Source organism: Chromobacterium violaceum ATCC 12472 (assembly GCF_000007705.1).
GTDB classification, from domain to species: domain Bacteria; phylum Pseudomonadota; class Gammaproteobacteria; order Burkholderiales; family Chromobacteriaceae; genus Chromobacterium; species Chromobacterium violaceum.
Genome location: NC_005085.1, coordinates 2,163,777 through 2,185,438, shown reverse-complemented (window position 1 = coordinate 2,185,438; position 21,662 = coordinate 2,163,777). Strand labels below are relative to the sequence as shown.

Genomic DNA, 21,662 nt, shown 5'->3' with positions numbered 1-21,662 from the left:
TTCGCCACTCTTATATCCTAATGACCGTCATTCATATCCGCCAACCCGCACTCGTGATCAAGGCTGGCGCCCGCGCGCGCCGATTGCTGCAACAGGGACTCCACCCCTCCCAGGTGGGCATCCTGCCCGGCGCGGCCGGCGGGCCCAAGGCGGTGGGGCTGACCGGACTGGACCAGGCGGTGTTCGGCTGGCTGGCCGGCGCGGCGCGCGAACGAGACCTGGTGGGCGCGTCGATAGGCGGCTGGCGCTTCGCCTGCGCGATGCAGCCTGATCCAGCGCAGGCGCTGGCGCGGCTGGCCGAGCGCTACACCGAGGAGCATTACCATCCCGACGTCACCGTCGCCCAGATCACCGCGCAGACGCGGCGGATGCTGCATGACATCCTGGGACCGGATGGTTTCGAACACATCCTGGCGCATCCCCATCACCGGCTGAGCCTGCTGCTAGTGCAATCGCGCGGGCTGGCCAACCGCGAGGCCAAATCCTCGCTGCTGCCCGGGCTGGCGCTGGCGGCGGCGCTGAACGCCGTCTCCCGCCCGCTGATCCGCCATAGCTTCAGCCGAGTGATCTGCCACGATCCGCGCAGCGCGCTGCGCTTCCAGCCGACAGACGCCATTCCAACCCGGCTCTATCCGCTAGCCGCCGGCAATCTGGAACAGGCGCTGATGGGCACGGTGGCGATACCCGGCGTGCTGCACGGCGTGCAGTTGCCGGACGCGCCGGCGGCGATCTACCGCGACGGCGGGCTCACCGACTACCACATTGATTTCCCCTTCGCCCACGGCGACGACATCGCGCTGTATCCGCACTTCACCGACCGCATCGTGCCCGGCTGGTTCGACAAGCCGCTGCCCTGGCGCAAGCCCGGCACCGCCAACCACGCCAACACCGTGCTGCTGGCGCCGTCGCGCGAATACCTGGCCGCCCTTCCCGGCCGCCACTTGCCGGACCGCAAGGATTTCCGCCGCTACCTGGGACGGGACGAATTGCGCCGCCAGCACTGGCGCGCCGCCACGGCGGAAAGCCAGCGGCTAGGCGACGCTTTTCTCGAGTGGCTGGAAAGGCCTGAGGCAATCAAAGTCCAAGCGCTGTAGATTCCATGCAAAGCGCAATGGACTGTGCCGGTTCCCGGGCCAGCCCCCCAAGCGATGGGATGCTTAAAATTTCATATATCATATGATATATTGATTTTTCAATCAAAAACATTGCTCATAAATACAATGAGACCATCACTCACCACTTTGGCCACAGCGCTACTTTCGGCTGCGCTCAGCGCAAGCGCCGCCCCTATTCCAGTCCCGCATGGTGGCCAGCCCACCCAACAGCGGCAGAACATCAAGCCGCAACGCGCCGCCAAGTTTGCCGCAACATCCAACCCAATTGCCAACTATCCTGCGGATTCCTTCCAGCGCAACGCCTGGGCTGTTTTAAATCACGACCGTCTACAATGCGGCTTTCCCGCCTTGGCTCAAAACGCGGCGCTGGACCGGGCAGCCCAAGCCCATGCCTTATACATGACCAACAATCCCCTCTGGGCACGAACACCCCACACGGAAACCGCAGGCTTGGCGGGCTTTACCGGTAACACCCCGGCGGATAGAGCGCTGGCCGCCGGCTTCAATGGCGGCTCGGTCACGGAGAGCATCCTTCACGCCTGGGATTGGTCGTCGGTTCCCATGGTGAATATGAGCAACAGTTCCGGGGTGCATTACGCGCTGGGATATCATGAAGAGATAGTCAAAGCATTTGACTGGAACAATGCCATCGGACTGGGGATCATGTTTTGGACCAGCGCCGCGGGAGCCACGGTTGCCAACTATGGCGTGGCCGGTCCGCTCCCGGCAGTAGAGCCCAATACGGTTCTCACCTATCCCTGCGAAGGAAGTAGCGGAACGGCCACAGGCAGCACCATGGAAATAGATAATCTCTACCCTGGCTATCCAGGAAATTTCGCAGGCCCTCCCATCCTGGTCCAGACAAGCCCTTCTAGCAAAATCAAATTAACCAGCGCCAGCCTCACCAACGCAGACCGAGCAGAAATCCCTTACTATTTCGCACTGGTCAACCCGGAGTCCGATCCCAAGCATGTACTCAAGCCCTATCAGGCTTTAGTCGTGCCCCAGTCCAACTTGATGGCCAATACCCGTTACAATGCAAACATCACCGGCACCGTCAACGGCATGCCATTCAGCCGCAACTTCACATTCAAAACCGGAACCGGCTCTGATCCAGACAGCTGGGCTTCCTATAGATCAGCCAATTAAGCGCCCCATAAACTCCGCTCAATACGCTCTGCGGAAAACAGCCAAAGCCATGCAATAGAGCGCCAATTGCAACACTCCATAATCGCAAAACAAAACGGGAAGCTTTACGCTTCCCGTTTCATTTACTTACTTCAAGTCACTCTCTCAACCCGCCTGCGCCCAGCACTGCTCTTCCGGCATGTCACGCGGCGTGGCGTTCAGCTCCACCACCACGTCGCGGGATTGCGCGCCCTTGCTGAGGCGGACGGTCATCTTGTCGGCCACGCCCGGCTGGTCGGCATCGCGGCGATAGGTGAACGAACCCCAATCGGACACCGCCGCCCGTCCCAGCTGCGGCGCCTGCACCAACTGGTAACGCTCGACGCCGCCCACGCCCTCAAACTGGCCGCGCAGGCAGCGCGCCGGACCGGCGTAGCTCAGCTTGGCCAAGTTCAGCTCGCCGGTCTGCGGCGGCTGCGGCTTGGCGCTGCCGGCCGGGCCCAGCGGGCCCTCGCAGCGCAGCACCGCGGTCTTGCGCTTGAAGTCGTAGTCGGTGGCCGAGCAATTGGTCGCCATCAGGTTGTTGACGCCTCCGGTCTTCACTAGGCTCTGCAACGCGCCGTCCAGCAGCTTGTCCAGCTCCTGGCGCGCGCGGGTGTTGTCGCTGGCGGACAGCGGCAGCGTGCCGCCGCATTCGAAGCGGCGCAGCGCGCTGGTTTCGCCGTCGGCCCACACCTGGCAGCCCACCGGCAGGGAGCGGCGCATCGCGGCTTCCACCACCGAAGCGTCGCCGGCCTGCCACTTGTCCTTGGCCACCCAGTCCACGCCCTCTTCGGTCGAAGTATTGCCCAGCTGGCCCGACTTGGCCGCTTGCACCTGCTGATCCACGTACTGGCGGAAACCGGACACCAGCGCGGCGTCGCCGCCCATACTATTCACCAGCGCGTCGAAGCGCTTGACGTCGTCTGCGCGCAGCGCGGCCAGGATGTCGGCGATCTTGCCCGGCTGCTGCTGGTTCAGGTAGTAGAACCACAGCGCGGAATGGCTGTAGAAGTCCCAGCCGTCGCTATAGCTGGAGCGCATGATGCGGGACGGCTCCAGGAAGCTGTTCGGCCAGCCGCCGGCCACCACGTCCACCACGTGGCCGCGCACCTTGATGCCGTCGCGCGAGGTGCTCCAGGCCATGAATTCGGCGAAACCCTCGTCATACCACGGCATGCGGCGGTCGTCGCGATAGAACTCGGACGTGCCCCACATGCCCGGCTGGATGTAGCGTCCGGACAGATAATGCACATACTCGTGGCGCACCAGTTCTTCCAGGGTCAGGTAACTCTCGCGCGGCACTTCGCGCTGGAAGGTGTAGAAGGTGCCGTCCTTCTCGATGTAGATGCCACCGTTGTCGGTGGACAGCTCGTTGAGCAGGCCCTGGAAGCGCTGGTAGGCGGTCTTGGTGCCGTAGATCACCATCTTCAGCTTTTCATTGGGATCGTTCGCCACTGCTTCCTTGGTGCCAGCCACGCGGAACAGCTGGGTCTGCACTTGCTTCATCGCGTAGTACAGCGGCTCCACCTCGGCCAGGCTCAGCGGGGTTTCGAACACCAGCTTGCCGTTGTCGAAGCTCCAGCGGTTGGGGAACAGGCTGGCGCGCAGCTCCTGCTCGGCCTGGCAGATGCCATAGCGCTCGCACGGCACCTTGCCCAGCTTCTTCAGCGCGTACACCGCCTCAGCCCAGGCCGCGCCGAACTTCTCGCCCTTCAGATACTGGGCGACTGCGGACTCGGCTTGCGGCGCGGTGCGCGGATACTGCATGAAGCGGCCGGTTTCGCGCAGGGTGTTGAGGAACATCTGCTCGTCGGCGAACGCCGGCTGGCCGGCGCGGGTCAGCCCTGCCAGGCTGGCCACCAGGCCGTCGAGCTGGCCTCTCTCCACCTTCTGGGCGAACTCGGGCTGGTAATGCATATTGAACAGCAGCGTCTGCATCGGATGCAGCGCGAAGCGCGCCCAATTGTCCTTGACCGCGGCGTTGTAGCGGCCGAAGAAGCGGTTCAGCAGCGGCAGCGCGTACTCGGCCTTGCGCACCGAGTCCGCCAGGATCAAGGTTTCCGCCACGCTCTGGCGGGCATCGCGCTCGCGGAACCACGCGTCGCGGTCGCCGCGGCTGTCGATAGCCTTGACGTTCCACAATGCCGGATTGGCGGCCATCGCCTCCACCACCTGCATCACCGGCTGATCCACTGCCGGGCCATAATCGCCCACTTCCTTGGCATGGCTGTACTGCAGGAAGTAACCCGCCTTCAGGAACACCGCCAGCGGCCACAGGCCGTTGGCATTCTGCCCGTCCCATGCTGTCGCGCGCTGGCGCGCCTCGGCCGCCACCAGCTGCATATTGGCCGGCGACACCACGCGGTAGCTGAAGCTGTCCGCCTGGAACAGGCGGTTCATGCAAGTGCCGTCCACGCTGGCGACATAACGCACCAGCGCCTGTCCGGACAGCTGGCCGAGCTTGGCCTCGTCGCAGTCGGCGTAGGCCGGCGCGGCGGCATCCGTCCGGGCCGCCTTGCGGGCGATCTGGCCTTGCTGGCCCTGTGGCTTGGCCGGCGGCTGCGCGCCGCCGTTATCCGGCGCCGCCGGCGGCAGGCCGTGCGGGTAGTCCGGTTTTTCAGACAGCGCCGGGGAATGCGAGGAATAGCGCGCGCTGGGTTGATTGGCCTGCGGCGCGGGTTGCTGCGAGCCGGTCTGGCCGCCTCCTGCCGTCGTCAGGCAGGCGGACAAGGCCAGCGGCACCATCACGGAAAGTCCCCACGCCCGATACCGGCGCGGTAGTGTTGTGGTATTCATTCAGTCATCCAATAGCTTGTTCAAATGACGCACGGCTATTTAACCGAGCATCGCGAAGCATAATGGATATGACGAATAATGAATATTGTGTTTAAGGTCAGGACGTGATCTTAAACAACAAAACAAGGCAGTTAATTTTCACGCCCTGTTTCAGCTTAAGAAAACGCAAAAAAAGCCGCATAAGCGGCTTTTTTGAATGGAAATTGCAAACCTCAATGCCGCGCTTCGCGCGCCGCCGCCACTACGTCGTAATCGAACAACTGATTGGCGTCTTCCTCGTCGAACACATAGCGCTGGTTGCAGTAGTCGCAGACGATCTCCACGCTGCCCTGCTCCAGCAGCACATCGCCCACTTCCTGGCCGCCCAGCATGGTCAGCATATTGCTGACGCGTTCGCGCGAGCAGTTGCAGTTGAAGCTGACGGTTTCCTGCTCGAACACGCGCACCTGCTCTTCGTGGAACAGGCGGTGCAGGATGTCCTCGGCGCCCAGGCCCAGCAACTCCTCAGCCTTCAGCGTGCGGCCCAGCATCTGGACGCGGTCCCAGCCTTCGGCCTCGCCATGGCCTTCCGGCAGGCGCTGCAGCAGCATGCCGGCGGCGGCCTCGTCGCCGCTGGCCAGCACCAGCGCCGTATCCAGCTGTTCGGAGCGCAGCATGTAGTTTTCCAGCATCTGGCCGACGGAGTCGCCTTCCAGCGCCACGATGCCTTGCCAGGTCTGATTCTTGTCCAGGCGCGGCTCCAGCGTCAGCACGAATTTGCCGCCCTCGCCCAGCAGCGCTTTCAGCGGCTTGCCGTCCAGATCGCCGTCCCACTTGGCGGTGGCGCGCACGGTGCGGTCGTTGTTGCACTCCACCACCGCCAGTTTCAGCGCGCCGGTGCCGTGGATCTGCAGGATCAGCGAGCCATCGAATTTAAGGTTGGCCGCCATCAGCACCGAGGCCGCCATCATTTCGCCCAGCACGGTTTTCAGCGCCTGGGGATAAGCGCGCCGCGCCAGCACCTGTTGCCAGGCGCCGTCCAGCCGCACCAGCGCGCCGCGCACCGGCGCGCCGTCGAACAGGAATCGTTGCAGTTTGTCGTGATGGTTCATATTCATGCTTCCTTGGCCGCGCCGGCGGCCACTTCAACGGTATATACGGTCATCGGCAGCGAGGAGCTGACGTCGAATTCGCAGCCGGCGCGCACGCCGATCTCGGCGATCTCCCGAGCGGACAGGTCCTGGTCGTAAACCGCATACATCGCGCCCATCGCGAACTTGCGGCCCGAGCCTATCGCCCAGATGCGTGAGAATTCATAGATCTCGCGCATCGGATACACGCCGAAAATGCCATGGGCGTTGGCGATCACCACCATCATCTGGCTGGATTCGTACGGGTCTTCCTCGTCCTCCTCCGGACGCAGGTAGAACGCGTCCTTCAGCTTGGGGTGAAGCTTGCGGAAGGTGTCGAAGATGCCCTGACGGCTACTCAGATCCTTTTTCTTCAGCTCTTTCAGCGCGCCCTGCAGCACCAGGTCGTGCGCGGCCGAGCCGGACACGGCCAGATAGCTGTCGCCGTGGCGGAAAATCTTGTTATGGAAACAGTCGTACGGCGCGAGAAGCTTCTGGTCATCGCCGAAAGTGGTCTGGCTGTCGGCGGCGATGGCGATCTGGTCGCCCTTGCGCACGGCCACGATGGTTGTCATGCGGCTACCTTGTCATGTTCGTGAAAACGGTCCCCGTCCAAGATGGGACCGAAGCCGGCATTTTGCAATCCCGGCGCAAAGCGAAACCGGTGATCATACCATAATCGCCCAGCGATCCAGCGCGCGAAAGGCGGCGCCCTTAGAAGCGCCGCCCGTCCGGCTCAACGCGATCCGCCCGCTTCGCCGAAATAGGGCCGATACTTAGCCCTTCGAACCGCCATCACGTTGCGGACATGGGTGTTGGTGATATCGGCGAAGGACTGGCCGTAGCCCGACTGCCGGCGCGTGGATTGTCCGCTGGTCCGCTCCAAACCGCCGAACCAGCGGCCGGGATCGCAGCCATCGGTGTTGGCGCAGCGCCGACGCCGCTGCAGCACCGAACCGAAGCCGGAATTGTAGGCGGCATCCATCATCGCCAGCCTGTCCTCGCCTTCGGCCCAGCGTATCAGCCGATAGTTGTCGCGGTTCTTCAGCACCATCGCTGTCAACTGATAGCGCGGGTCAAAAGCATTGCCCCAATTCCAGCCCCGCAGCTCCGGATGGCGCGCGGCCATTTCCCGGATCGCGTCGAAACGCACGCCGCCGTCCGCCCGATACGCCTTGGTGAACTGGCCCAGCCCGGCGCCGTATTCGCGGGATGTCTTCAATACCGCCCCCTCCCGCCAGCCGCTTTCCTGCTCCACCTGCGCCGCCAGCACCGAGCGGGACGGCATGTCCGGCCAGTGCTGAGCCACCGCCGCGCTCAGCAGCGGCAGCAGGGCCAGCGCGCCGGCGCTCAGCCCCGCAGCCACAGCACGCCAGCCAGCAGCACCGCCGCCATGAACAGCCGGTCGGCCATCACCACCAACGACGCGCCCACCGGCGACGCCAATGCCAGATCGGCGGCCTGGCTGACGTCGGAATGGAACAGCACCTTGCGCAGCAGCAGCGCCACCCCGACCAGCACCGGCAACGCCAAGCCCAGCTGCAGCCAGGTGACGGCCACGACGCGGTCTATCCACCACAAGCCGGCCAGCGCAGGCAGAATCAACACATACAAGCGAAAATCGCGCAGTTTGCCAAACATAGTGAGGCCCCTTCATCATGAACACGGGACCAGAATACCGATTGCCGCCGCGCGCGGCCCGCTGACGGACGACACTTTCCGCCAAAACACTAAACCACTGTTCTTATGGGCATTTTAAAAAAACTAGCGGTTCCTACTTATAAACAAAACCCTACAACCCTCATATGATGTAAGGGCAATGTTCAGCCCGCCCAGGCCACCAGCCAAAAGCGGAGATCCCTTCTCAAGAGGTGAGTGCCATGCTTGACAGCAACTTCGAACTGGATGAGCCGTTGGAGGCCATCCTGCAGCGCCCCCTGACCTGGTTCGAAAAACAGCAGATCCAGGACAAACAGCAGGCTTCGGCAGACGAAGCCGTGGGCATGGTTGAGACCGAGGCCGACACTCACCCGCTGCGCCGCCGCCTGAAGGACATGGCGATGATGCAGGTAGTGCGCCTGGACCATCCGGAAGCCCGCCAGCCCAGAGGCGAAACGGTCCGGCAGGTCAAGATCGCCTGACCCGCGCCTGACAAGCCAAGCCCCGCATGACGCGGGGCTTTGTTTTTCCAGCTTTCCAAACTGGCGATGCTACCTTCATAGACCCGCGATCGCCTTTACTTGCTCAACAAGAACTCCACCAGGATGTTTTTGAAGACAAACCCGCTGACGCCGAAACCCAGCACCAGGAACAAGACAACCATGCCGGTTTTGCCGGCCTTGGACTTCTTGCCCAGATCCCAGATGATGAAGCCCATGAAAATGATCAGCCCAGTCAGGCACACCACCAGCGAAATATTGGTGAATTGCTCTTCCGACACGTTTCTCCGCCTCTGCTCAATTCCGACCGCCCTTCAGGCGGCCCGGTAAACGAAAATCCCCGCCGCGCAGCACCAAGGCCACGCCGACGGCTGCCAGTACGATACCCCCCATCGCCACCGGGCTCAAGCACTCGTCGAACAACCACCAGGCCTGGATCGCCGTCAAGCCCGGCACCAGGTAGAGATAGGCCGCCACCCGGCTGACATCGCCGTCGCGCAGCATGCGCAACAGCAGCAATACCGCCAGCACCGACAGCATCGCCACGCTCCAGGCCAGCGCGAAGATGAAGTCCCCGCTCCACACCACCCGCTCCCCGCGCTCGAACAACAGCGCCAGCGTTCCGGTCACCGCCAGCGCCGACAGATACTGATGGAACGCGCCGGCGACCGGATGCGCGCCGCCGCCGCGGTAGCGCTGGTAAAGCGTGCCGCCGGTGATCAGCAGCAAGCCGGCGATCACGAAGGCCGCGCCGGCGCCGCCAGCCAGCGCCACGCCCTTGCTGCCCGCGATCACCAGCGCGGTGCCGGCGAGGCCCAACGCCATGCCCAGCCACTGGAGGGCGCGAAAGCGCTTCTCGCCCAAGCGCCAGGAAATCAAGGCGGTCAACAAGGGCTGCATGCCCATGATCAGCGCCGCCAGGCCTGCGGGCACGCCCAGCTTGATCGCCGCGAACAGGCAGCCCAGGTAGCCGCCGTGCAGCATGCCGCCGCTCACCCACTGCCGCCGCGCTTGAGAGAATGTCGGCCAGGCAGGACGCAACGCGGCCAGCAGCGCGGCGAAGCACAGCAAGGTCAGCGCCATCCGGATGGCCAGGAAGGTGAACGGCCCGCAATACGGCAAACCGAGCTTGGCGCCGGTGAAGCCCGTGCTCCACAACACGACGAATACCCATGGAATCCAGCTGCTCGCCCGCATCCCGCGGCACTCCCTCTGTACAAAGAACGAAAAATGGCGGCCGCACGGCCGCCATGTCAACGGTATGAATAGATGATATCAGCCGCGCTTGTTCCGCGCATTGGCAGCGATGCGCATCCGCAGCGCGTTCAGGCGGATGAAGCCGGCCGCGTCGGCATGGTTGTAGGCGCCGCCGTCCTCGTCGAAGGTGGCGATGGTCGGGTCGAACAGCGAATCGGTCTTGGATTCGCGGCCGACGACGATCACATTGCCCTTGTACAGCTTCAGCCGCACCCAGCCGTTCACCGTGGCCTGCGACGCGTCTATCATCTGCTGCAGCATCGCGCGCTCCGGGCTCCACCAGTAACCGGTGTAGATCAGCTGCGCGTATTTCGGCATCAGCTCGTCCTTCAGGTGGGCCACTTCGCGGTCCAGCGTGATGGACTCGATCGCGCGGTGCGCCTTCAGCATGATGGTGCCGCCCGGGGTTTCATAGCAGCCGCGCGACTTCATGCCCACGTAGCGGTTCTCGACGATGTCCAAGCGGCCGATGCCGTGCTTGTTGCCCAGGCGGTTCAGCTCGGTCAGCACGCCGGCCGGGCTCAGCGCTTGGCCGTTGACGGCGACGATGTCGCCCTTGCGGTATTCCAGCTCCACGTACTCGGCCTGGTCCGGCGCGTTCTCCGGACTCACGCTCCACAGCCACATATCCTCTTCCGGCTCCTGGGCCGGATCTTCCAGCACCGTGCCTTCGTAGGAAATGTGCAGCAGATTGGCGTCCATCGAGTACGGACTGCCGCCGTTCTTCTTCTTGCTGATGTCGATGCCGTGGGTTTCGGCGTAGGCCAGCAGCTTCTCGCGCGACAGCAGGTCCCACTCGCGCCACGGCGCGATCACTTTCACATCCGGCTTCAGCGCGTAATAACCGAGCTCGAAGCGCACCTGGTCGTTGCCCTTGCCGGTGGCGCCGTGCGATACCGCGTCGGCGCCAACCTGGTTGGCGATCTCGATCTGACGCTTGGCGATCAGCGGCCGGGCGATCGAGGTGCCCAGCAGGTATTCGCCTTCGTAAATAGTGTTGGCGCGGAACATCGGGTAGACGAAATCGCGGACGAACTCCTCGCGCAGGTCCTCGATGAAGATGTTTTCCGGCTTGATGCCCAGCGAAACCGCTTTCTGCCGCGCCGGCTCCACTTCCTCGCCCTGGCCGATGTCGGCGGTGAAGGTCACCACTTCGCATTGATACTCGTCTTGCAGCCACTTCAGGATCACCGAGGTATCCAGACCGCCGGAATACGCCAAAACCACTTTCTTGATGTCAGACATTGCTTCTCTTTCCACTCGTTGTTTATTTATCCGGTTGCCGGGCGGGACTCAGTCCTCGCGATGCCCCAGCAACAGATATTCGATCAAGGCCTTCTGCACGTGCATGCGGTTCTCTGCCTCGTCCCAGACCACGCTCTGCGGGCCGTCTATCACCTCGGCCGCCACCTCCTCGCCGCGATGGGCGGGCAGGCAGTGCATGAACAGCGCTTCCGGCTTGGCCTGCTTCATCAGTTCCGCCGTCACCTGGTAGCCTTCGAAAGCCTCGCGCCGCGCCGCCTGTTCGGCTTCGAAACCCATGCTGGTAAACACGTCAGTGGTGACGATGTCCGCTCCGTGAACGGCACGCGCCGGATCCCGAGTCATTTCCAGCACGTCGGAACCGTAATGGCGGCCATCCAGAGTCTGGAGCTCGTAACCGAGCGGCGACGCCACCTTCAGCTTGAAGCCGAGCACGGCGGCGGCCTGCAGCCAGGTGCGGCAGACATTGTTGCCGTCACCCACCCAGGCCACCGTCTTGCCCTTGATCGAACCGTGGCGCTCCACGTAGGTGAAGATGTCGGCCAGCACCTGGCAAGGGTGGTACTCGTTGGTCAGGCCGTTGATCACCGGCACCCGCGAATGCGCGGCCAGGCGCTGCACCAAGCCCTGCTCGAAGGTGCGGATCATGATGATGTCGCTCATCCGGGACAGCACGCGCGCGGTGTCCTCTATCGGCTCGCCGCGGCCGATCTGCGAGCTCTTGGTGTCCAGGAACATCGCGTGGCCGCCCAGCTGGGCCATGCCGGCCTCGAAAGAGACGCGGGTGCGGGTGGAATTCTTTTCGAACACCATGGACATCACCTTGCCGACCAGCGGCCGATGCAGCTCCCCGGCGCTTTGTCGTCGCTTCAGGACCCGGCTTCGCTCGAAGAGATGGTGATACTCGTCGGGAGAGAGGTCGCTGAATTGCAGGTAATGCCTTACGGACGTCATGATGCTCCAATCAAAAAAAGAGGCCGCTGCGCGTGCAACACCGAGTGGTGGTTTCATGCGCAACGGCACATTACTACACGCTGGTCTCAAGTCACTTTACAAATGTCGCGCCCCTGCCAATACATGGTCATGATTTACAGAAATGCGACATTTGTTATATTTATCGGAAATCCCCCTGCCTGACAAGCATTCAATTGAACAAACTGCGGCCGGGCAATTCCGCCAGCTCCTGCGGCTTCAGCACCCGCAGGTAAAACTCGCCGCCATCCTCCGCCAAGCCGTGCATCTCGATGCTCTTCTGCGTTTTCTGCAGCCGCGCCAGGTAGGCCAGGATGGTGTCGTCCACCACCTGCCCCGGCACCAGCACCGGGATGCCGGGCGGATACGGCACGATCTGGTCGCAGCACACCCGCCCGCTCAATGCCGGATTCGGCCGGCCGTCGTCGTCCAGCAGCGGCAGGCGCTCGCCGGCCTCGTAGAAGGCGTCGCGCGGCAGGCAGGCCAGCCGGGAGAAGTGCGGAATCTCCGGCATGCGCCCCAGCGGCCGCGGCGCACGGCCCTCCTTGGCCAGCCTCAGCATCGCGTCGTAAAGTCGGGACAGCTTGCTGCGGGTGGTGCCGATGGTCAGCAGCAGCGTGATGGTGCTGAACGTCGACTTCTCCACCTGAATGTTGTAACGCTCGAACAGCGCCTGCTGCAGTTCGTCGGCGGTGAAGCCGGAGCGGCTGAAGTCCACGGTCAGCTTGGTCGGATCCAGCAGGATGCCGTCCTCCCTCACCTCTTCCGGCAGCAGATCGTCCAGCTCCAGCACGCGGAAGGCGCCGGTGGAATTGATCTTCTCGCGCAGCTCCTGCGCCAGCTTCAGCGTGCGGTCCAACAAGCGGTAGCCCTCCATCACCGCCTGCTTGCGCGCCACGTCCAGGCTGGCGATCAGGCTGTACTGAGGGCTGGTGGACGCGTGCATGTTGAAGTTCTCTCGGAACAAATGCTCGTCGAAGCGCGGGTCGTTGACGTGGATCATGCTGGCCTGCGAGAACGCCGACAGCACCTTGTGCGTGCTCTGCGTCACGTAGTCCGCGCCGGACTCCAGCGCCGTCGGCCGGAACGCGGGGTGGAAGCGGGCGAAGCCGTACCAGGCCTCGTCGACGATCACCTTGATGCCCTTCTCGTGCGCGGCCTCGATGATGGGCTTCAGGTCGTAGCGCAGGCCGTCGTAGGTGCAGGAGGTGAGGATCAGCACTCGCGCGTCCGGATTGTCGTCTATCGCCTGGTAAATCGTGGTCTTGGGCACCGGCCCGAAAATCCCGTACTGGCGGTTGACCGACGAGTCCAGGTATACCGGCCGCGCGCCGGACAGGATCACGCCGTGGTGGACCGATTTGTGACAGTTGCGATCCAGCAGCAGCTTGTCGCCCGGCGCCAGCAGGGTCTGGAAGATCACCTTGTTCGACGTGGACGTGCCGTTGGTGGCGAAATAGGTCTTGCGCGCGCCGAAGGCCTTGGCCGCCAGCATCTGCGACTCGGCGATGACGCCGGTCGGATGCAGCAGCGAGTCCAGCATGGGCACCGACACCGACAGGTCGGCCCGCAGCAGGTGCTCGCCGACGAAATCGTGGAAATCGCCGACCCAGTTGCTGCCTTTCAGCGAATCGCCGCCGGAATGCCCCGGCGTGTGCCAGGAATCCTTGGCCATGCGCACGTATTGCTTGAGCTTGTCGTAGAACGGCGTCGCCGACTTCTCCGCCAGCTCCGCCACCAGGATGCGGAACCAGCCGTTGAAGTCGGCCTCGTCGCGGTAGAAGTAGCCGTCCACCGCGTGGCTGGCCAACTCCTCCACCAAGGCCCGCTCGTCGTCGTCCTGCAGGAAGACGTAAAGCGAGATCTCCGGACGGAAGCCGCTGATGCGGTTCGCCAGCTGGGCGGCGGCCTCGCCGTTGGCGGTGCCTTTCAGTTGCCGGTCGACCAGCACCACCTGCGTTTCGCCGTCGCGGGCGATCAGGTCCATCGTTTCCGCCGTGGTGCAGGCGGGAACGAAAGTCAGGCCGAACGGATTCTCCAGCCGCACGGCGGCGGCTCCCAGGCCGGCCAGCACCTCGGCCTGCCATGTCACATCGTCGCTGACCACGACAACGCGGCTAACGGGTTTCATGACGGTTTCTCCTGTTGTGTTTGCCGCGCACTTGTTTTGTCGTCTGTCCGGACGTACGCGCTGTTCTATATTTTTTTGTTTGCCGCCTATCCTATCCACATCTTGCGCCCGCCGTCATTATGCAGGCGCACAACGGTCTCATGCGGTACAATCGCCGCCATGCTGACCGACGCCGAAAAAGACTCAATCCGCGACCATTACCGCGCCATTTCCGACCGCCTGCCGGGCTTTCGTCCGCGCGCCGCGCAACGCCGCATGCTGGCTGAAATCGCCAATGCTTTGTCGCGCGCCCAGGAGAAGGTCGGCGACGACTGGCCGGAGCGCGAAGGCGAAAGCATCGCCGTGATCGAAGGCCCCACCGGCGTCGGCAAGAGCCTGGCCTATTTGCTGGCTGGCGGCGTGATGGCGCGCTCGCGCGGCAAGAAGCTGGTGGTCACCAGCGCCACCGTGGCGCTGCAGGAACAACTGGTCAACCGCGACCTGCCCTTCGTCGTCGAAAACAGCGGTCTGCCGCTGACCTTCGCGCTGGCCAAGGGCCGCGGCCGCTACCTGTGCCCATACCGCCTGTACGGCCTCACCGCCCAGCACGCGCAGCAAAGCCTGCTGCAGCCGGACCCGATGATGGCGCTGTGGGACCACAAGCCGGAACAGGCGGAGCTGGACGCGCTGAGCGCGATGGCCGACGCCTTCCACTACCGCAAATGGAACGGCGACCGCGACAGCTGGGACAGCGTGGTGGAAGACGGCCTGTGGGCGCGCGTCACCAACGACCGCCACGGCTGTTTGAAAACCGCCTGCCCCAACCGCGTCGAATGCCCGTTCTACCTGGCGCGCGACACGCTGGAGAACGTCGACGTGGTGGTGGCCAACCACGACCTGATGCTGGCCGACGTCTCCATGGGCGGCGGCGTCATCCTGCCCGCCCCCGAGGAAAGCTTCTACTGCATAGACGAGGCGCACCACCTGGCGAAAAAAGCCGTCAACCAGTTCGCCGCCGAGCATTCGCTGGGACAGGCGCTGGGCTGGCTGGACAAGGTGGGCGCGGTGGTCGTCCACGCCGAGGCGCACACCGGCAAGGCCGAGCTCGCCAGCAGCGCGATCGACTCCGCCGCCGCCTGCGTGGAAACGCTGACCGAATGGCAATGGTTGCTGGGCAGCGAAGAAGCGCTGGCCGCCAGCAGCGACAATCTGGAGCCGTCCTGGCTGATCGAGGACGGCATCCTGCCCGAGCGGCTGAAGGCCTCGGCCGCCAATATGGCCATCTCGGCCCGCGCGCTGTCAAAGCAGCTGGACGATATGGGCAACGCGCTGTCCGAGGCGCGCAAGGACAAGAGCGGCGACGTGGATCTGGACAAGACCGCCACCGAGCTGGGCTTTCTGATCGGCCGCGCCGAACAATTGATGGCGGTATGGGACCTGTTCGATACCGAAACGCCGGAAAACGCGCCGCCGATCGCCAAATGGATCACCCGCCGCGCCGAAGGCAAGGGCGACTACCTGTTCTCGGCATCGCCGGTCAGCGCCGCCGCCAGTCTGGCGGCCACGCTGTGGCGCCGCGCCGCCGGCGCCATCCTGACCTCGGCCACGCTGCGCTCGCTGGGCGATTTCGAGCTGCTGCTGTCGCAAACCGGCCTGAAATGGCTGCCCAAGGTCAGCTGCATGGCGCTGGAGTCGCCGTTCAACTTCGACGAGCAAGGCGAACTGTACTTGCCGCCGCTGCTGGCCAGCCCCAAGGATCCCGGCGGCCATACCCGCGAGATCGTGGAGTGGCTGCCCAAGCTGATCGACCTGAAAGAGCCGGTGGGCACCCTGGTGCTGTTCTCCTCGCGCAAGCAGATGCAGGAAGTGGGCGCAGGCCTGCCCGCCGAGCTGCGCGACAGGCTGCTGATCCAGGGCGACATCCCCAAGCGCACGCTGCTGGACACCCACCATCAGCGCCTGAAGGATCAGCAGGCCAGCGTGATTTTCGGTCTGGACTCGTTTTCGGAAGGGCTGGATTTGCCCGGCGAAAGCTGCGTGCACGTGATCATCGCCAAGCTGCCCTTCGCCATGCCTGACGATCCGGTCGGCAAAACCCTGTCGCGCTGGATAGAAAAGCGCGGCGGCAATCCCTTCATCGAACTGACGGTGCCGGAGGCCTCGATCAAGCTGGTGCAGGCCGTGGGCCGCCTGATCAGAACCGAGCGCGATTACGGCCGCGTGACCATTCTGGATAACCGCTTGACGCGACAGAGTTACGGCAAAAAGCTGCTGGCCTCGCTGCCGCCATTCAAGCGCATATGATTTTCAGGTATGATCACGAAACTTTCGCATAAGTAAAAGTCGTCGGCCTAGAAAAAACGTCTTAGCACGGACAACAAAACAGGCTACACCAAAAGCAAACACACTGGTTCCACCGCCATGATCTGCAATCCGTACGAAATCGTGATCCAAGGCCTGACCTCAGAAGGCCGCACTTTCCGCCCCAGCGACTGGGCCGAACGGCTGGCCGGCATCCTGGCCTCCTTCGACACCAACCAGAAGCTGTCCTATCATGCCTTCGTCCGCCCCATGCTGCTGGAAGGCGTGCGTTGCGTCGCCGTCGACAAGAAGCTGGAGAAAGTCTATCCGCAAATCTTCCAGTTTCTGATGGACTTTGCCAAAGACAATGATCTTCGGGTAGTCGACTGTCGAACACTGATCGACGAAGTCTATCCGAACAAGTTTTCGGCATAAGCGCAACAAACGTCGTATAGACACCACTCTTTTTACCAGTCTTCGCAACACTCCCGTCATATTCTGTGGCTAAACTAAGACAAAGTCGTGAAGTAGCCGTGCAAGCGTTGCCAAAACCGGACACGGTCTCTTCACTGCTTCACAACAGAACCACAGACTTGACTTGGAGTTCACCATGCAAAAGAAGAATCTGGCAGTAATCGTTGCATCGCTTTTCATCGTACCGGTCGCAGCTCACGCCGATGTGACCATCTATGGTTTCCTGAGCGGCGGCATCGAATCCGCCAAGGCCACCGGCAATGGCAACAGTGCCAAGGACTACGCATCCCGCACTCGCGTGGTAGACGAAAACTCCCGCATCGGCTTCAAGGGCTGGGAAGACTTGGGCGGCGGCACCAAGGCCATCTGGCAAGTAGAAAGCAGCCTGCGCAACTTTGAGAACGGCGGCACCAACGACAAGGGCCAGACCGCATCCTTCGGCACCCGCAACACCTTCATCGGCATCGACAACGGCGACTTCGGCAAGGTGCTGCTGGGTCAGAACGACTCTGCCTACAAGATGTTCACCGGCAGCGGCAATAGCGCGCTGGGCACCGATGTGATGATCAATACCACCGCCGACAACTTCGGCGCCAGCTCGGTCAACAGCCGCGGCGAAGCCCGTCTGGCCAATTCTATCCACTGGTTCTCCCCGAATTGGGCTGGCTTCAAGCTGGGCGCATCCTGGGGCGTGGATGAAGCACGCACCAACGGCACCGACGCTAAACGCATCTCCTTGGGCCTGGGCTACACTTGGGGCGCCCTGAATCTGGCTACCGCTTGGGACAAGCAATACGATAAGGGCGTTGCTGCCAACACCACGACCGCCTCTGTCAATTCCGGCTCCAACATCTCGTTCTACAGCATCGCCGCCAGCTATAAATTCGACTCCGGCACCTTCATTGGCGGCAACTACGAATGGGGCAATTTCGACCAAGTCGGCGGCGGCCAGGTGAAGCAGGATGACTGGCAGATCGCTCTCGGTCAGGATTTTGGCGCAGCCTCAATCAAACTGGCATACGGTCAGCTCGGCGCACTGAAGAATGTCGGTGCGGGCGTAAACGGCAACGATTTCAAGGCCAAGCAATGGATTCTGGGCGGCACCTACAACCTATCCAAATCCACTCAACTGCTGGCCTATGCCACCAAGATCACCAACAATGCCAAGGCAAGTGCAAACTTCGCCAACAACCCGGTCTACGATACCAACCTGGGAAACAAAGATGCGAGTTTGACTGCCGGCAACAGCCCGCAAGCTTTTGGCATCGGCATGAAGGTTTCCTTCTAAGCCTTACCACAAGCGTTCCAAATCAAACGCCACGGCATGCCGTGGCGTTTTTTATCGCCCATGCCTGAGCAAGCTCATCAGCCGCACACGCGGCTCAGCTCCTCCGGCTGGGACACCAGGAAATTGCCTTCCCCCTGCCACTGGACAATGCGCTTGTTGCGCTGGCGCTCCCACTCATCCACCGGATATTGCCGCGCCCACGCGCACATCAGCTGCCTATCCTGCTGGCTCATTCTCAAACCGTAGCGCTGGTGCATGTACAAGGTGATGCGCGCCGCCGCGCCGCGCACTTCCTCCCTGGGCTGGAAGCGCTTCAGCTTGAAATCCACCAGGGACCGGCACTGCCCATAAATCGGCCGCGGATGAATCTCCCACGCGCCGTAGGCGAAATTGGCGCGGTCGCCGTTGACCTCCCCCACCGCCGGCACCAGATTGTTCAGATCGCCCTCGGCCATCTGGAACAAGGGGTCCTGGTCGCCGCAGGCCTTGCGGCCGCCCTGTTGCCAGCACTGGCGCTGATGGCCCAGCACCCACGCCGGCACCACATGCTCCCACTCGATGCGGCTGGCCCGCGTTTCCGACTTGCGCGGCTGATAGCCGCAGGACGTCCAATCCACCGCCTTGCCCTGGTAACGGCAGCCGCAATAGAAATCCACTTCCATGCCGGAATACACGCGCGGCAGGATGCGCTTGGCGCCGGGAAAGTCTCTATGCCCAACCGCCTTGCCGCCGCTGACCAGGGGCTCGGCTTTGACTATATCCGGAGAATTTGAGGATGGCCGCGTCGCCGCCGACGACAGGATGGACTCGCCCAGCGCGGCCAACTGCCTCACTTCCGGGGATCTTGCTATTTGATTGACCTGATGCGAATCGCAAGCGGTCAGCATTGCGACAAGTATAAATGGTATGAGTTTGTGCATCTGCGGAGTGTATGCACTGAAAACAATTACATCAATACCATTGTCGGATGACTGGCTCCTTCAGATTCAATCAGGGAAGACGCGTTCAGGTCCAATCGACCCGAAACATCCCCGCAGCTCCGGCAAACGATGCGGCCCGCGCCATGAGAAACGGGCAGGAGACAAGAGATGTCGCCTGCCCGAGCCGAAAGCCGGTCAACTATTCAGCCGCTCCGGCCTCACCAGATGCGGATGCGCTGATCGTCCGGCTTGTACATCCTGTCGCCAGGCTTCACGTCGAAAGCGCGCTGAAAGGCATCGCTGTTCGAAGCCGCGCCTATCGCCCGGAACGCATCCGGCGAATGAGGATCGGACACCAGTCGGGCCAATAGCGCCTCGTCGCGGGTCTTGCTGCGCCAAACCTGGGCGAAACCGTAGAAGAAGCGTTGATCGCCGTTCATGCCGTCTATCACTGGAGCCGGCTTGCCGCCCAGCGACAGCTGGTAGGCCTTGTAGGCGATCTGCAGCCCCACGTTGTCGGCGATGTTCTCGCCCAGCGTCAGCTTGCCGTTGATATGCTTGCCCGGCAGCGGCTCATAGGCGTCATACTGCGCAACCAGCTTGCTGGTCAGGCCATGAAAGCGGGCCTTGTCCTCCGCCGTCCACCAGTCGCGCAGATTGCCGTCGGCATCGAACTGGCTGCCCTGATCGTCGAAACCATGGCTGATCTCATGCCCGATCACCGCGCCGATGCCGCCGTAATTGGCCGCGTCGTCCGCGGCGGCGTTGAAGAACGGCGGCTGCAGGATGGCTGCCGGGAAGACGATCTCGTTCTGGGAAGGGTTGTAATAGGCATTGACCGTCTGCGGGGTCATGCCCCATTCCGTCCTGTCCACCGGCTTGCCCAAGTGGGACAATTGCCATTGGTAATCGAAGCGGTTGGCGCGCTTGACGTTGCCCACCAGGTCATCCGCCTTGAGCTCCAGGCCGGAGTAGTCGCGCCAATGGTCGGGATAGCCTATCTTCAGCATGTACTTGGATAGCTTGACCTGCGCCGCCTCCTTGGTGGCGGGGCTCATCCAGCTCAAGCCGTCTATGCTCTGGCGGTAGGCCTGCATCAGATTGCCGACCAGCTCCTCCATCTTGCGCTTGTTTTCCGGCGGGAAATACTTGGCCACATACAGCTGCCCCAACGCCTCGCCCAGCGAAGACTCCACCAACTGCACGCCCCGCTTCCAGCGCGGACGCTGTTCCGGGGTGCCGGACAAGGTCTTGCCGTGGAATTCGAAGCGGGCATCCACCATCGCCTTGTTCAAATACGGGGCATAACCGTCCAGCGCATGCGCGATCAGATAGTCCTGCCAGTTCAGCAGCGGCTCCTTGCGCAACAGCTGCGCCAGTCCCGCCACATATTCCGGCTGGCTGACATTCAGCTCTGGGATTCCGGCCACGCCCGCGGCGGACAGGAAGCCCTGCCAGTCCAGCTTGGGCGCCAGTTTGGCCAACTGCGCCGGAGTCATCTTGTTATAGGTCTTCTGCGGATCGCGGTTTTCCACCCGACTGCGCTGCAGCTTCGCCAGCTTGGTTTCCAGCGCGATCACGCGCTGGGCGCGCTTTTCCGGCTGGGCGTAGCCGGCAAGACGGAACAGCTTGCCCAAATAGGCTTGGTAGGCGCCGCGCGCCTTGGCGAAACGCGCATCCTTGCCCAGATAATAATCGCGATCGGGCATGATCAATCCGCTCTGGTACAGCTCCGGCAGATAAGCGGTGGCATTGCGTGCGTCGATGCCCACAAACAAGCCCAGAGGCAGCTGAACGTTGCCGGACTGCCAGCTCCCGATCAGCTTCAACAGTTCGTTGCGGCCCGCCAGCATGGTCACGGCCTGCAGATCGGCTTCAATCGGCTGCAAGCCCTTTTTTTCCGCCGCAGCCTCATCCATGAAGCTCGCGTACAGCGCGCCTATCTTCTGCGCATTGCCTCCAGCCGAGGGATTGGCCGAGGCCTGCTCGATCAGCTCGCGCCCCCTCGCCTCGCTCAGATCCCTGAGCTCCTTGAACGCTCCGCTCCAGGACTCGCTGGCCGGAATTTCATGGGTGTCCTGCCACTTGCCGTTGACGGCCCGGTAGATATCGTCCTGCGGACGGACGCTGGAATTGAAATTGGCGGTATCGATCCCCGATACGCCATGCGCCCATGCCTGGCCGGCCAGCAGCAAGGCCAACGCCAATGCTTTCATCTTCATTGCAAATCTCCACTCATGCGCCAGAGAAAAGAAAGGCAGCCGCAGCTGCCTTTCCTGTCAGATCATAAAGACCAGCTTACTGAACAAACTGTTCCGATCCGACGATGCCCAGCTTCGTCAAACCCAAACGCTGCGACTCCGCCAGCACCATCGCCACCGGCGCGTAACTCGCATCCTTGTTCGGCTTGATGTGCAGCTCCGGCTGCGGCTCCGACTTCCCCGCCGCCGACAGCTTCGCCTCCAACGCCTCGCGGTTCGCCAAACGCTCGCCGTTCCACATCACCCCGTTGTCCGGCGCAATGTCGATCTGCACCACCACCGGCTTCACCTGCACCTTCGACGGCGTGTTCACCGGCATGTCCAGCTTCACCGCGTGCGTCTGGATCGGTATCGTGATGATCAGCATGATCAGCATCACCAACATCACGTCGATCAGCGGCGTGGTGTTGATCTCCATCATCAGGTCGTCTTCTCCCGACGACCCCACATTCATCGCCATGTCTCTT

Annotated in this window: 19 protein-coding genes; 6 read left to right on the top strand and 13 right to left on the bottom strand. The window is 62.7% G+C overall.

The features are described 5' to 3' along the window. Positions 1-20: 20 nt before the first annotated feature. Both CV_RS09780 and CV_RS23490 read left to right on the top strand, forming a co-directional pair. Positions 21-1,094, top strand: coding sequence for a hypothetical protein (locus CV_RS09780; RefSeq protein WP_011135551.1), 1,074 nt, complete (start codon positions 21-23; stop codon positions 1,092-1,094). 126 nt (positions 1,095-1,220) lie between these two features. Further along, positions 1,221-2,264 carry a CAP domain-containing protein gene (locus CV_RS23490; RefSeq protein WP_158303312.1) on the top strand — a complete coding sequence of 348 codons (1,044 nt, stop codon included), beginning with the start codon at positions 1,221-1,223 and terminating at the stop codon, positions 2,262-2,264. Between the two features lie 144 nt (positions 2,265-2,408). On the opposite strand, the gene CV_RS09770 is transcribed toward CV_RS23490, so the two are convergent. The 5 genes from CV_RS09770 to CV_RS23785 all read right to left on the bottom strand — a co-directional run bounded on the left by CV_RS09770 (position 2,409) and on the right by CV_RS23785 (position 7,831). Beyond that, on the bottom strand, positions 2,409-5,081 hold the full coding sequence (locus CV_RS09770; RefSeq protein ID WP_080508974.1) for a M9 family metallopeptidase N-terminal domain-containing protein: 2,673 nt from the start codon (positions 5,079-5,081) through the stop codon (positions 2,409-2,411). 212 nt (positions 5,082-5,293) lie between these two features. Then, entirely contained in the window at positions 5,294-6,178 is an 885-nt protein-coding gene (gene hslO / locus CV_RS09765) for an Hsp33 family molecular chaperone HslO (protein WP_011135548.1), read from the bottom strand. Next, on the bottom strand, positions 6,175-6,765 hold the full coding sequence (locus tag CV_RS09760; protein WP_011135547.1) for an MFS transporter: 591 nt from the start codon (positions 6,763-6,765) through the stop codon (positions 6,175-6,177). Before CV_RS09760 ends, hslO begins: the two co-directional genes overlap by 4 nt. A gap of 161 nt (positions 6,766-6,926) precedes the next feature. Further along, positions 6,927-7,556, bottom strand: a complete 630-nt coding sequence (locus CV_RS09755) for a lytic transglycosylase domain-containing protein (protein WP_052278800.1) — start codon at positions 7,554-7,556, stop codon at positions 6,927-6,929. Continuing rightward, complete coding sequence (locus CV_RS23785) at positions 7,541-7,831, bottom strand: hypothetical protein (RefSeq protein ID WP_011135546.1); 291 nt, start codon at positions 7,829-7,831, stop codon at positions 7,541-7,543. The genes CV_RS09755 and CV_RS23785 overlap by 16 nt, the downstream gene beginning before the upstream one ends. A gap of 239 nt (positions 7,832-8,070) precedes the next feature. Between CV_RS23785 and CV_RS09745 the strand changes: the two genes are divergently transcribed. After that, a complete protein-coding gene (locus CV_RS09745; RefSeq protein WP_043595979.1) occupies positions 8,071-8,331 on the top strand; it encodes a hypothetical protein in 261 nt (86 codons plus the stop codon). 95 nt (positions 8,332-8,426) lie between these two features. On the opposite strand, the gene CV_RS09740 is transcribed toward CV_RS09745, so the two are convergent. The 5 genes from CV_RS09740 to CV_RS09720 form a co-directional block, all read right to left on the bottom strand. Continuing rightward, complete coding sequence (locus CV_RS09740) at positions 8,427-8,630, bottom strand: DUF2788 domain-containing protein (protein WP_011135544.1); 204 nt, start codon at positions 8,628-8,630, stop codon at positions 8,427-8,429. Between the two features lie 16 nt (positions 8,631-8,646). Further along, positions 8,647-9,546, bottom strand: coding sequence for a DMT family transporter (locus tag CV_RS09735; RefSeq protein WP_011135543.1), 900 nt, complete (start codon positions 9,544-9,546; stop codon positions 8,647-8,649). Between the two features lie 78 nt (positions 9,547-9,624). After that, positions 9,625-10,851, bottom strand: coding sequence for an argininosuccinate synthase (locus CV_RS09730; RefSeq protein ID WP_011135542.1), 1,227 nt, complete (start codon positions 10,849-10,851; stop codon positions 9,625-9,627). Positions 10,852-10,899: 48 nt separating this feature from the next. Continuing rightward, positions 10,900-11,823 (bottom strand): ornithine carbamoyltransferase, encoded by a 924-nt coding sequence (gene argF, locus CV_RS09725; RefSeq protein ID WP_011135541.1) that lies wholly within the window; start codon positions 11,821-11,823, stop codon positions 10,900-10,902. 190 nt (positions 11,824-12,013) lie between these two features. Beyond that, positions 12,014-13,972, bottom strand: coding sequence for an aminotransferase class I/II-fold pyridoxal phosphate-dependent enzyme (locus tag CV_RS09720; protein WP_043595977.1), 1,959 nt, complete (start codon positions 13,970-13,972; stop codon positions 12,014-12,016). Positions 13,973-14,131: 159 nt separating this feature from the next. On the opposite strand from CV_RS09720, the gene dinG reads away from it, so the two are divergent. The 3 genes from dinG (at position 14,132) to CV_RS09705 (ending at position 18,014) form a co-directional block, all read left to right on the top strand. Further along, positions 14,132-16,255 (top strand): ATP-dependent DNA helicase DinG, encoded by a 2,124-nt coding sequence (gene dinG / locus CV_RS09715; protein ID WP_011135539.1) that lies wholly within the window; start codon positions 14,132-14,134, stop codon positions 16,253-16,255. A gap of 117 nt (positions 16,256-16,372) precedes the next feature. Further along, complete coding sequence (locus tag CV_RS09710) at positions 16,373-16,687, top strand: DUF3579 domain-containing protein (protein ID WP_011135538.1); 315 nt, start codon at positions 16,373-16,375, stop codon at positions 16,685-16,687. A 175-nt stretch (positions 16,688-16,862) separates the two neighbouring features. After that, the gene (locus CV_RS09705) at positions 16,863-18,014 is read left to right on the top strand and encodes a porin (protein WP_011135537.1); all 1,152 of its coding nucleotides are present in this window, start codon (positions 16,863-16,865) and stop codon (positions 18,012-18,014) included. Positions 18,015-18,091: 77 nt separating this feature from the next. Here CV_RS09705 and CV_RS09700 read toward each other — a convergent pair whose 3' ends face one another. The 3 genes from CV_RS09700 to CV_RS09690 all read right to left on the bottom strand — a co-directional run bounded on the left by CV_RS09700 (position 18,092) and on the right by CV_RS09690 (position 21,655). Beyond that, entirely contained in the window at positions 18,092-18,847 is a 756-nt protein-coding gene (locus tag CV_RS09700; protein WP_043595974.1) for an endonuclease, read from the bottom strand. Positions 18,848-19,152: 305 nt separating this feature from the next. Beyond that, the gene (locus CV_RS09695) at positions 19,153-21,156 is read right to left on the bottom strand and encodes a M13 family metallopeptidase (protein ID WP_011135535.1); all 2,004 of its coding nucleotides are present in this window, start codon (positions 21,154-21,156) and stop codon (positions 19,153-19,155) included. A 76-nt stretch (positions 21,157-21,232) separates the two neighbouring features. Beyond that, entirely contained in the window at positions 21,233-21,655 is a 423-nt protein-coding gene (locus CV_RS09690; protein WP_011135525.1) for an ExbD/TolR family protein, read from the bottom strand. Between the last annotated feature and the right edge of the window lie 7 nt (positions 21,656-21,662).